General features: G+C 37.9%; 8 protein-coding genes, 3 tRNA genes, 1 pseudogene and 1 other annotated feature. Of the genes and pseudogenes, 7 read left to right on the forward strand and 5 right to left on the reverse strand.

All coding sequences use genetic code 11. The features are described from left to right. Positions 1-3: 3 nt before the first annotated feature. Positions 4-1,029, reverse strand: coding sequence for a tryptophan--tRNA ligase (gene trpS / locus PHA78_RS12380; RefSeq protein WP_099806534.1), 1,026 nt, complete (start codon positions 1,027-1,029; stop codon positions 4-6). A gap of 46 nt (positions 1,030-1,075) precedes the next feature. Next, positions 1,076-1,284, reverse strand: a binding site (T-box leader). Between the two features lie 101 nt (positions 1,285-1,385). Between trpS and PHA78_RS12385 the strand changes: the two genes are divergently transcribed. From PHA78_RS12385 to PHA78_RS12395, 3 genes are all read left to right on the forward strand, one after another. Continuing rightward, a complete protein-coding gene (locus tag PHA78_RS12385) occupies positions 1,386-2,258 on the forward strand; it encodes a YitT family protein (RefSeq protein ID WP_015647591.1) in 873 nt (290 codons plus the stop codon). Positions 2,259-2,322: 64 nt separating this feature from the next. Beyond that, positions 2,323-3,945: an ABC-F family ATP-binding cassette domain-containing protein gene (locus tag PHA78_RS12390; protein ID WP_012775415.1), complete on the forward strand. Its 1,623-nt coding sequence runs from the start codon at positions 2,323-2,325 to the stop codon at positions 3,943-3,945. 306 nt (positions 3,946-4,251) lie between these two features. After that, a complete protein-coding gene (locus PHA78_RS12395; protein ID WP_272158304.1) occupies positions 4,252-6,831 on the forward strand; it encodes a YfhO family protein in 2,580 nt (859 codons plus the stop codon). A 68-nt stretch (positions 6,832-6,899) separates the two neighbouring features. On the opposite strand, the gene PHA78_RS12400 is transcribed toward PHA78_RS12395, so the two are convergent. Both PHA78_RS12400 and PHA78_RS12405 read right to left on the reverse strand, forming a co-directional pair. After that, positions 6,900-6,972, reverse strand: a tRNA-Asn gene (locus PHA78_RS12400). 5 nt (positions 6,973-6,977) lie between these two features. Next, positions 6,978-7,049 (reverse strand) — tRNA-Glu (locus tag PHA78_RS12405). A 111-nt stretch (positions 7,050-7,160) separates the two neighbouring features. Here PHA78_RS12405 and PHA78_RS12410 point away from each other — a divergent pair. Further along, a tRNA-Arg gene (locus PHA78_RS12410) sits at positions 7,161-7,234 on the forward strand. On the opposite strand, the gene PHA78_RS12415 is transcribed toward PHA78_RS12410, so the two are convergent. Together PHA78_RS12415 and rlmH are read right to left on the reverse strand one after the other, a co-directional pair. After that, positions 7,232-7,915, reverse strand: coding sequence for a YoaK family protein (locus PHA78_RS12415; protein WP_024393106.1), 684 nt, complete (start codon positions 7,913-7,915; stop codon positions 7,232-7,234). The two genes, PHA78_RS12410 and PHA78_RS12415, sit on opposite strands and share 3 nt — an antisense overlap. A 24-nt stretch (positions 7,916-7,939) precedes the next feature. Further along, on the reverse strand, positions 7,940-8,419 hold the full coding sequence (gene rlmH, locus PHA78_RS12420) for a 23S rRNA (pseudouridine(1915)-N(3))-methyltransferase RlmH (RefSeq protein ID WP_044764447.1): 480 nt from the start codon (positions 8,417-8,419) through the stop codon (positions 7,940-7,942). A gap of 173 nt (positions 8,420-8,592) precedes the next feature. Here rlmH and PHA78_RS12425 point away from each other — a divergent pair, with 173 nt between their 5' ends. The 3 genes and pseudogenes from PHA78_RS12425 (at position 8,593) to PHA78_RS12435 (ending at position 12,186) form a co-directional block, all read left to right on the forward strand. Beyond that, positions 8,593-9,789, forward strand: coding sequence for a S1C family serine protease (locus PHA78_RS12425; protein WP_043024644.1), 1,197 nt, complete (start codon positions 8,593-8,595; stop codon positions 9,787-9,789). Between the two features lie 134 nt (positions 9,790-9,923). Then, positions 9,924-11,410, forward strand: a pseudogene (locus PHA78_RS12430) (IS1182 family transposase). Between the two features lie 11 nt (positions 11,411-11,421). Next, positions 11,422-12,186 carry a ParB/RepB/Spo0J family partition protein gene (locus PHA78_RS12435; RefSeq protein WP_099778999.1) on the forward strand — a complete coding sequence of 255 codons (765 nt, stop codon included), beginning with the start codon at positions 11,422-11,424 and terminating at the stop codon, positions 12,184-12,186. The last annotated feature ends 202 nt before the right edge of the window (positions 12,187-12,388 follow it).

Here is a 12,388-nt window from a genome sequence, read left to right on the forward strand (position 1 = left end):
ACCTTATTTAAAGTAGTTGATTCCCATGGCATCCTTTACTTGATCAAGGGTAGTGGCCGCAACCTGACGAGCCTTGCGACTTCCTTCATTCAGCATGGCATAAACCTGTCCCATATCCTGTGCAAACTCCAGACGGCGTTCACGGATTGGTCCTAATTCTCTCTCTAAAATGTCCAGCAAATAACGTTTGGTCTTCACATCGCCCAAACCACCACGTTGATAGTGCTCCTTCATAGCCTCAATCTCAGCCTTATCTTCTTCGCGCCCAAAGACGTCAAGATAGTGGAAAACCATGTTTCCTTCAATCTTACCTGGGTCTTCAACACGGATGTGGTTGGGATCAGTGTACATGGACATGACTTTCTTCTTGAGCGTATCCATGTCATCTGCCAGATAAATACCATTTCCAAGTGACTTAGACATCTTGGCATTGCCGTCCAAACCTGGCAAGCGACCAGCTGCCTCATTTTCAGGATAAATGCCCTCCGGCTCCACCAAAATGTCCGTCTGGTAAGCATGGTTAAAACTACGAACGATTTCACGAGTCTGCTCAATCATAGGTTTCTGGTCATTTCCTACTGGAACAAAGTTTGCCTTGAAGGCTGTAATATCTGCCGCTTGAGAAACAGGATAAACCAAGAAACCAGCTGGAATTCCTTCGCCAAATCCCTTCTGAGCAATCTCGGTTTTTACAGTCGGATTGCGTTCCAAACGAGCCACAGATACCAAGTTCATGTAGTACATGGTCAGCTCTGCCAATTCAGGAATTTGACTTTGGATGAAAATCGTTGTCTTAGCTGGATCAAGTCCTGCCGCTAGATAATCTAGTGCTACGTTTCCAACGGATTCAACAATCTTTTGCGGTTCCTTTGCATGATCTGTCAACGCTTGTTGGTCTGCTAAAAAGACAAAAAGTTCATGTTGACCTGCATCCTGTAATAAAACACGATTTTTCAACGAACCAACATAATGTCCAATATGTAATTTGCCTGTTGGACGGTCTCCTGTTAGGATAATCGGTTTACTCATAAAATGTTCTCCTTTTACATAATAAAAGCCCACGCACAGAAAACTGTGCGAGGGCGTCAAGGACACGGTGCCACCTCACTTATAAGCATTTTAAATAAGCTTACATCTTTTTGCACATAAGGCCTGCTAGCCGAATCCTTATTTATTCAGATTCTATTCACTCAGTCCATTCATAAGCGACTCTTGTTTGTTTACACCAACCACAAACTCTCTAAAAATTATCCACTTACTACTCTTCTGATTGATTCCTATTATAACCGCAAAAAATTAGAAAGTCAAGCTGACAAATCCTTGACGATACTGTCTAAATTAGGGATAATAGAAATTGCTTTTATAACACTAACCAAGGAGAATATATGAAAGAACGTATAAAGGACTTTATCTCTGTCACACTCGGATCAGTTGTCATGGCCATTGGATTTAACAGTTTTTTTCTAGAGAATAATATCGTATCTGGTGGTGTCGGAGGTTTAGCAATCGCACTCAATGCTCTTCTGGGGTGGAGTCCATCTGACTTTGTCCTCTACTGTAACATCCCTTTATTAATCATCTGTTGGTTTTTCTTAGGAAAATCTGTATTTATCAAAACTGTCTATGGAGCTATCATCTATCCTCTTTGCATCAAGTTGACAGCAGGTTTACCCAACTTGACAGAAAATCCTCTCCTAGCTGCTATTTTCGGTGGAATTATCCTAGGTTTTGGACTTGGGCTTGTCTTCCTTGGAAATTCTTCTACTGGTGGAACAGGTATTCTTATTCAATTTATTCACAAGTACACCCCTTTATCATTAGGTCTGACAATGGCTATTATTGATGGTATTATCGTTGGTCTTGGATTTGTTGCCTTCGATACTGATACTGTTATGTACTCGATTATTGCCCTAATGACCATTACTTATATTGTCAACCGCATGATGTCTGGTACCCAATCTTCTCGAAATGTCATGATTATTTCTCAAAAATCAGAAGAAATTAAAGACTATATTACTAAAGTTGCTGATCGCGGTGTGACAGAACTTCCAATTATCGGTGGCTTTACAGGGGTTGACAAGCGCATGTTGATGACTACCATCTCTATTCCAGAAATGCAGAAACTGGAGACAGCGGTATTAGAAATTGATGAAACTGCCTTTATGGTTGTTATGCCTGCGAGTCAGGTGCGTGGACGTGGCTTCAGTCTTCAAAAAGACCATAAACATTATGATGAAGATATTTTGATTCCAATGTAATTCATTGAAAATTCAAGTTCTTTCTAGTACAATAAAACTAATAGACAGAAATAGAGGAGAAACTATGCTTACAGTATCAGACGTGTCGCTTCGCTTTAGCGACCGCAAATTATTTGACGATGTCAATATCAAATTTACAGCAGGAAATACCTACGGTTTGATTGGTGCCAATGGTGCTGGTAAATCTACATTTTTGAAAATTCTTGCTGGTGACATTGAACCATCAACAGGCCATATCTCACTTGGACCAGACGAACGCCTTTCTGTACTACGTCAGAACCATTTTGACTATGAAGATGAGCGCGTGATTGACGTTGTTATCATGGGAAATGAGCAACTTTACAGCATCATGAAAGAAAAAGATGCTATTTACATGAAGGAAGATTTTTCTGATGAAGATGGTGTTCGTGCTGCTGAATTAGAAGGTGAGTTTGCTGAACTTGGTGGCTGGGAAGCTGAAAGTGAAGCTTCTCAATTGCTCCAAAACCTCAACATTTCAGAAGACCTCCACTACCAAAACATGAGCGAATTGACCAACGGTGAGAAGGTTAAGGTCCTCTTGGCTAAGGCTCTCTTTGGTAAGCCTGATGTTCTTCTTTTGGACGAGCCAACCAACGGTCTGGACATCCAATCCATCAACTGGCTCGAAGATTTCTTGATTGACTTTGAAAATACGGTTATCGTCGTGTCCCACGACCGCCACTTCTTAAACAAAGTATGTACCCACATGGCCGACCTTGACTTCGGTAAAATCAAGATTTTCGTTGGTAACTATGACTTCTGGAAACAATCCAGTGAACTAGCAGCTAAACTACAAGCTGACCGTAATGCCAAAGCAGAAGAAAAAATCAAAGAACTACAAGAATTCGTTGCCCGTTTCTCTGCTAATGCCTCTAAGTCTAAGCAAGCTACTTCACGTAAGAAGATGTTGGACAAAATCGAGTTGGAGGAAATTATTCCTTCTAGCCGTAAGTACCCATTTATCAACTTCAAATCAGAACGTGAAATCGGTAATGACCTCTTAACAGTTGAAAACTTGAAAGTTGTCATCGATGGTGAAACGATTCTTGACAATATCAGCTTTATCCTGCGTCCAGGTGACAAGACTGCTCTTATTGGTCAAAACGACATCCAAACAACTGCTCTCATTCGTGCTCTTATGGGCGATATTGAATATGAAGGTACTGTTAAGTGGGGTGTCACTACTAGTCAATCCTACTTACCAAAAGACAATACTCGTGATTTTGATACAAACGAATCTATCCTTGATTGGCTCCGTCAATTTGCCAGCAAGGAAGAAGATGACAATACCTTCTTGCGCGGTTTCTTGGGACGTATGCTCTTCTCGGGTGATGAGGTTAACAAACCTGTAAACGTCTTGTCAGGGGGCGAAAAAGTGCGCGTGATGTTGTCAAAACTCATGCTCCTCAAGTCAAATGTCTTGGTCTTAGATGATCCAACCAACCACTTGGACTTGGAGTCAATTTCCAGTCTGAACGATGGTTTAAAAGCTTTTAAAGAGTCCATCATCTTTGCCAGCCATGACCACGAATTTATTCAAACTTTAGCAAACCATATCATCGTCATTTCTAAAAACGGTGTTATCGACCGAATCGACGAAACTTATGATGAATTCTTGGAAAATGCTGAAGTACAAGCAAAAGTACAAGAACTTTGGAAAGCATAATAAAAAGAGGCTGGGCAAAAGTCCCAGCCTCTCTTCTCAGAGTTCGTGTCAACATCTCAGCGCAGTGGTTGATTGTCAGATTTGTTCGTGTTTCACACTCCAAATCTGACCATTACGACTGTTGCGAACAAAGTTCGCCTTATCTCCAACCTCAAACTGTCTCCCAGACAGTTTGAGCTGTGCGGGGGTGGGAGTGAGACAGTCTGGGAATAGACTGTTTCAGCTCAACAACTAGAAATAAAGACTTGTTGACGAACTCTTTTTTGACCGATCAAGTTCTTTCCCACTCCCTTTTCTTTTAAATCTATGAAAAAAATATTTACAAAAACATCCATTTATTATCTCTTATCTTTCCTTATTCCGCTGACTATTATTTCTATCGTCTTAGCATTTCAAGGAATCTGGTGGGGAAGTGATACAACAATATTGGCCAGTGATGGTTTCCATCAGTATGTTATTTTTAATCAAACATTACGAAATACTTTACACGGAGACGGCTCTCTTTTTTACACCTTTACAAGTGGTCTAGGACTCAATTTTTATGCTCTATCCTCCTATTACCTAGGCTCATTCCTATCTCCAATTGTCTTTTTCTTTGATTTACAATCCATGCCTGACGCTATTTACCTTGTCACTATTGTCAAATTTGGATTGACTGGGTTGTCAACTTATTTCAGTCTAAAGGGTATCCATAAAAATTTGAAAGAAGAATGGGCACTGTTACTCGCTACTAGTTTTTCTCTGATGAGTTTTAGTACAAGTCAATTAGAAATAAACAACTGGCTAGACGTTTTTTTACTCCTCCCACTCGTTCTTCTTGGATTGCATCGATTATTAAAAAAACAGGGTCCGATTCTCTACTACATAACATTAACATGCTTGTTTATCCAAAACTATTACTTCGGTTATATGGTGGCTATTTTTCTAACATTATGGACATTGGTTCAATTATCATGGATAGATAGTCAGAGAATCAAAAGATTTATCAACTTTACAATAGTGTCAATTTTATCTGCTCTAAGCAGCATGTTCATGTTGTTGCCAACCTATTTGGATTTAAAAACTCATGGTGAGACATTTACAAAAATTGTCAACCTAAAAACCGAGGACTCTTGGTATCTGGACTTCTTTGCAAAAAACTTAGTTGGTAGCTTTGATACAACAAAATTCAGTTCTATTCCCATGATCTCTGTTGGTCTCGTTCCATTAATACTCGCTTTACTATTCTTTACATTAAAAGAAATAAAACCAACTGTCAAACTCTCCTATGCTCTATTCTTTACATTCATTATTTCAAGTTTCTACCTACAACCACTCAATCTTTTTTGGCAAGGTATGCATGCGCCAAACATGTTCCTCTATCGTTATGCATGGGCTCTATCAATAACCGTTATCTATTTAGCAGCAGAGACATTGGTACGACTACGTCAAGTAAGTATTAAAAATTTTACTCTAATTGTTTCATTTTTACTCATTTGCTTTACTTCTACCTTTATTTTTAGAGATCATTATGAGTTTCTAACGGATGTAAATTTCCTACTCACACTAGAATTTCTAATAGCCTACTTCATTCTTTTTGTAGCAATGATTCGCTATAAATCATCCTTAAAATGGATTAATATTGTTTTATTGTTCTTCACTTTCTTAGAACTTGGATTACATAGCCATTATCAGGTTCAGGGGATTTCTGATGAATGGCATTTTCCTAGCCAATCAAACTATGAAGAAAAATTGACAGATATTGACAGTATTGTAAAGTCTACAAAGACTAAAACTGATTCATTTTATCGTATAGAACGTCTATTACCACAAACTGGCAATGATAGCATGAAATTCAATTACAATGGTATTTCTCAATTCTCCTCCATTCGAAATCGTGCTTCCAGCTCAGTACTAGATAAGCTCGGTTTCCGTTCAGACGGTACCAATTTGAATCTTCGTTATCAGAATAATACAATCATTGCTGATAGCCTATTCGGAGTCAAATATAATTTAGCTACTACGGACCCAAATAAGTTTGGTTTCACACTGAATCAGAGTCAGTCTACTATTAATCTTTACGAAAATAGTTTTAATCTAGGGTTAGCCCTATTGACTGAAGGGATTTACAAAGATGTCAATTTTACAAATCTGACTCTCGATAATCAAACAAATTTTCTTAATCAACTAACAAGGCTATCTCAAAAATACTACCACACTTTATCAGATGTTGTTTCACAAAATACAGTTGAGTTGAGCAATCGAATGACTGTCAACAAAGTTGATAATGAGGATGCTGCAAAGGCAACTTTCTTAGTAAATATACCTGCAAATAGCCAAGTATACTTAAATTTGCCAAATTTAACATTCTCAAATGAGAATCAAAAAAAAGTTGTCATTACTGTCAATAATCAGTCAAGTGAATTTACACTAGATAATGCTTTCTCTTTCTTCAATGTGGGGAGCTTTACTACAGATGTACAAGTTCAAGTCGATGTATATTTTCCTGAGAATAATCAAGTTTCTTTTGATAAACCACAATTTTATCGATTGGACTTATTAGCTTTCCAACAGGCTATTTCCATTCTCCAAGAAAAACAAGTAGTAACAAAAACTGATGGTAATAAAGTAACCGTTGATTTTGTAACCGATAAAGAAGCCTCACTCCTCCTTACTTTACCCTATGATAAAGGATGGAATGCAACCATTGATGGTAAACCTATCAAAATCCAAAAATCGCAAGAGGGTTTTATGAAAGTGGATGTAAGTCCAGGTCAAACTAAACTAGTTTTAACCTTTGTACCAAATGGTTTCTATCTAGGTTTACTGATTTCTTTTGGTGCAGTTTTTGTATTTTTCTCCTATCAATTCATTGGATACTATTATTCTAAGAACCGAGAATACTAAACTTTCTCGGTTTTTTCTTGTAAAAAGCAAAAAACCTTGATTTCTCAAGGTTTCTTAGTCTTTATTTACTCCGCCAACAGGGCTCGAACCTGTGACATCATGATTAACAGTCATGCGCTCTACCAACTGAGCTATGGCGGAAGAAATAGTCCGTACGGGATTCGAACCCGTGTTACCGCCGTGAAAAGGCGGTGTCTTAACCCCTTGACCAACGGACCATTTTTAGAACAATAACTAGTATAATACATGTGACTTTGTTTGTCAATACATTTTTTGATTTTTTATTGTATTGACAGAGTGCTTTGTTTAATGTAAAATAAAATGGTTAAGGTTCCATAGCTCAGCTGGATAGAGCATTCGCCTTCTAAGCGAACGGTCGCAGGTTCGAATCCTGCTGGAATCATTTAGACCTACCTCGAGTAGGTCTTTTTTCTTGCCATAATTCATAATTAATATATAAAACCGGCAAAATCAGACCAATAAGGGCATATTCTTCAAATTTGAAGGATAGGTGAGTAGATATGATGACACCTAGCATAAACCCTATAATGGTCAATAAGATGTTTCTACCTGTTTTTCTAAGTTCTGAATCTTTTTCAATAACTCCTTTAAACCAGAGATAAGCAGCATTTTTGACATTCCCTGTCATCATCACATTGGCATACGGAGCACCTCGTAACCTTCTAAATGTTTCTACTTGAATAGAGGCTACGAAGGCTAGACTAGCAATTGTAAAAGACGCAGGCATTATAGGTGAGAGAATGATAGTTAGTAAAATAAGAACTAACATCATTACACTACTACCAAAGTGCCAAGACCATGTTTGTTTTTCAAAATACCTTCTTGCTAAGTAGGTAAAAAATTGTCCGAATACAAAAAATAAAATGGGAATGGAAAAATTAACTACCTGCGCAAAATCACCTTTAGCTAAAAAATAAGCTAGGGAAATAACATTTCCTGATTGCACTCCAGCAAAGCGACCACCCTGAGTCACAAAAGTAAAGGCATTTAAATAACCACTGATAAACGTTAATGAACAAGCAATTCTCAATCCCTCAAAAACACGATACTCTTTTTGATTCATTTTCACTCCTTGTTTCACGTGAAACTACTTATGATATGGGCTTCCCTGCTGAATCATAAATGCGCGATAAATCTGCTCGATGAGAACTAATTTCATTAGTTGATGGGGAAGCGTCAACTGTCCAAAACTCATCAACAAATTAGCTCTTTTTTTAATACAAGAATCGAGACCCAAACTACCACCAATGATAAAAGTTATATCTGAATACCCATTTACTACAATGTCAGATATCTTTTGACTAAATTCTTCCGATGGAAATTGTTTGCCTTCTATCGCTAAGGCAATGACAAAATCTCGCTCTCCAATTTTAGACATAATTCTATCGGCTTCTTTTTTTAATATTTGTTCATTCTCTGCCTGACTGGCTTTATCTGGTGTTTTTTCATCAGGAAGCTCAATCATATCCAACTTAGTAAATCGTCCCAATCGTTTACTATATTCTGCAATACCTTCTTTAAGGTACTTTTCTTTCAATTTTCCAACGGTAATCAATTTTATTTTCATAAAATAATTGTAACATATCCACAAGCATACGACAGAAAATATTTTTAGAAAATCAGGATATGGCTACAGTTTTTCACATAATTCACAGAGTTATCCACAGGTTGTGGATTGATTTTTGAAAACTTTAAGCTATAATTAAGAAAGCAAGAGTAATCTTAAAGAAAATTAAAGAAATGGAAAGGATTCCTTATATGAAAAAATATTTGAAATTTGCGATTTTATTTGTAATTGGATTTTTTGGGGGTCTTATTGGGGCCTTATCAGCATCTTTCTTCCAACCACAGGTTCAACAAGCAAATTCTGCCATCACTAGTGTCAGCAATGTTCAATATAATAATGAAACTTCCACCACAAAAGCTGTAGAGAAAGTACAAAATGCTGTTGTGTCTGTTATTAATTACCAAAAATCAGCCAACAATAGTCTTGGTGTTATCTTTGGAAATATTGAATCATCTGACGAACTAGCTGTTGCTGGAGAGGGGTCTGGGGTTATCTATAAAAAAGATGGTCAATATGCCTATATTGTGACAAATACGCATGTTATTAATAACGCAGAAAAGATTGATATTCTTTTAGCATCTGGAGAAAAAATCAGCGGTGAACTCGTTGGTTCCGATACCTATTCTGATATAGCTGTTATAAAAATATCAGCAGATAAAGTCACTGCTGTTGCTGAATTTGCTGATTCCGATACAATTAAAGTTGGAGAAACTGCTATCGCAATTGGTAGTCCTCTAGGTAGCGTCTACGCTAATACAGTTACTCAAGGTATTATTTCTAGCCTAAGTCGGACAGTTACTTCACAATCAGAAGATGGTCAAACAATCTCAACCAACGCTATTCAAACTGATACAGCTATCAACCCTGGAAACTCTGGAGGACCATTGATTAATATCCAAGGACAAGTTATTGGTATCACCTCTAGCAAAATCACCTCAAGTTCTGTAAGTAGCTCAGGTGTGGCTGTGGAAGGGATGGGATTTGCTATTCCTGCAAATGATGCCGTAGCCATTATCAATCAACTTGAGAAAGCTGGAAAAGTTAGCCGACCTGCTCTTGGAGTTCATATGGTTAACTTGACGACCTTGTCAACTAGTCAATTGGAAAAAGCTGGATTATCAAATACGGAATTAACATCCGGTGTCGTAATTGTCTCTACACAAAGTGGACTACCTGCAGATGGAAAATTAGAAACTTTTGATGTCATTACTGAGATTGACGGAGAAACTATTCAAAATAAGAGTGATCTCCAAAGTGCTCTCTACAAACATCAAATCGGAGACACAATCACTGTAACTTATTACCGCAATAATCAGAAACAAACTGTTGACATTAAGTTGACACATTCTACAGAAGAACTTAGCGAATAATTGACAAACGAGACTTTACACAATTGTAAAGTCTCGTTTCAGACTGAAGACAAAGTCCTTAGAATTGATTTTCTAAGGGCTTTTCTTCGTATTTAGGAGTATAATATAAGAAAAAGAACTTATGAGGTTCTCCTATGCTACACAAAGAAAAACCTGACTATAACCGCAATCAGTACGGTTTCTATACCCTTGACCAGCTTGTGCCTGCAGATCATTTCCTGCGCCAAGTGGAAGTTGTGATTGACTTCGACTTCATTTATGACCTAGTAGAAGATACCTATTCGCCTGATAATGGTCGTCCTAGTCTTGACCCTGTCATGTTAGTTAAAATTCCTCTGATTCAGTGCTTTTATGGTATTCGTTCCATGCGTCAGACCATCAAGGATATTGAAGTGAATACTGCCTATCGCTGGTTTCTTGGTTTAACCCTAGATGACAAGGTGCCTCACTTCACGACATACGGCAAAAATTATTCCCGTCGCTTTCAAGAGAAAGGGTTGATTGAGTCCATTTTCACGCATATTCTTGGGCTGTGTATCAATGCAGGCCTAATTGACCCGACGGAGATTTTCATAGACGGAACTCATATTAAAGCTGCGGCCAATAATCGTAAGTTTATCAACCAAGAGGTGGAAAAGCAGGCCAAATTCATGAGTGAACAGCTGGAAATCGAAATTAATCAAGATCGGGTAAAGCACGGAAAAAAGCCACTAAAGCCCGTCGAAAAAAGAGAGGTTAAAAACCAGAAACTATCCACTACCGACCCTGAGAGTGGCTGGTTCCATAAAGGTGATCATAAGGAAGTTTTCGCTTATTCTGCCCAAGTTGCCTGTGATAAGTATGGCTGGGCACTTGCTTATAGTGTTGAGGCTGGCAATATCCATGACAGCCAGGCTTTTCCTGCACTTTTTGCCAAGCTTGAACCCTTGAAACCAGAGTATATCATTGCGGATTCAGGCTATAAAACTCCCAGTATTGCCAAGTTTTTGCTTGATAAGGAAATCACTCCTGTCCTTCCCTACACCCGTCCCCGTGGGAAGAAGGGACAACTTCGTCCTAAAGATTTTGTCTATGACGAACACTTCGATTGTATCCTGTGTCCTGAACATCAGGCCTTGACCTATCGCACGACTACCCGAGAAGGCTACCGAGAATACAAAAGTGATCCAGCAATTTGTGCCAACTGTCCCCTATTATCAGTATGTACGACCAGTAAGAACCATCAAAAAGTTGTCACGCGGCATATTTGGAAGGAGTATTTGGAACAGTGCGAGGATATTCGTCATCAAAGAGGGATGAAGGAACTCTATCAACATCGGAAAGAGACGATTGAACGGCTATTTGGCACAGCCAAGGAATACCATAATCTGCGCTACACGAGAGAAAAAGGCAAGTCCAAAATGGAGGATAAGATTGGACTGACTTTGGCGTGCTTAAATCTCAAAAAACTAGTTAAAAGGATGGCAAGAAGGCCTTTTTATTTTGTCCAGATGGGGTGGTTTCAGCATTAAAACAGCCATTTTTCTCTAAAAACAGTAAAAAAGACAAACACCAAAACGATGTTTGTCTGCAATCTGAAATGAGACTTTACACAATTGTAAAGTCTCGTTTTTTTTGCTAGAATAAGGATATATGGAAGAATTACGTACACTAGATATTTCAGAAATCCATCCCAATCCCTATCAGCCAAGAATTCATTTTGATGAAAAGGAGCTACTTGAGCTCGCTCAATCCATTAGGGAAAATGGCTTAATTCAACCGATTATTGTAAGAAAATCTTCTATTATAGGATACGAATTATTAGCTGGAGAAAGAAGGTTGCGAGCCAGTCAATTAGCTGGACTGACTACAATACCAGCAGTGGTAAAAGAACTAACTGATGATGATTTACTCTATCAGGCTATCATAGAGAATCTGCAGCGTTCTAACTTAAATCCGATAGAAGAAGCAGCCTCTTATCAAAAATTGATTAGTAGAGGGTTAACACATGATGAAGTTGCTCAAATCATGGGAAAATCAAGACCATATATCAGTAATTTATTGCGCCTACTAAATCTATCATCTCAGACTAAACAAGCTGTAGAAGAAGGACAAATTTCACAAGGGCACGCGCGACAATTGGTGTCATTTTCAGAAGAAAAGCAAGCCGAATGGGTTCAACTCATTTTATCAAAGGATTTAAGTGTGCGTACGCTTGAAAAATTAATAGCTGCAAATAAGAAAAAACACACTAAACTTAAACAACGCGACCAATTTTTAAAAGAACAGGAAGATTCACTCAGTAAAACTCTTGGAACAGCTACAAAAATTATCAAGAAGAAAAACGGGAGCGGAGAAATTCGGATTAGCTTTAATGACCTCGATGAATTCGAAAGAATTATCAACAATTTAAAATAGACTTGTTTACAATTTATTTTTATAAACACTCTTTTCCACACTAAAATCATTACAAAAAGTCAGGACCAGCAAAGGTTCTGACTTTTATTCACATCTTGTGGAAAACTTTTCTTAACAGTGTGGATTTTTAAAATTATCTGTGGAAAACTTTTGTTTTTTATGGTACACTATTCTAACGAATATAATGTGAAAGGGGGAAAAT

This window comes from Streptococcus sp. HN38 (assembly GCF_028335765.1).
Classification (GTDB): domain Bacteria; phylum Bacillota; class Bacilli; order Lactobacillales; family Streptococcaceae; genus Streptococcus; species Streptococcus suis_P.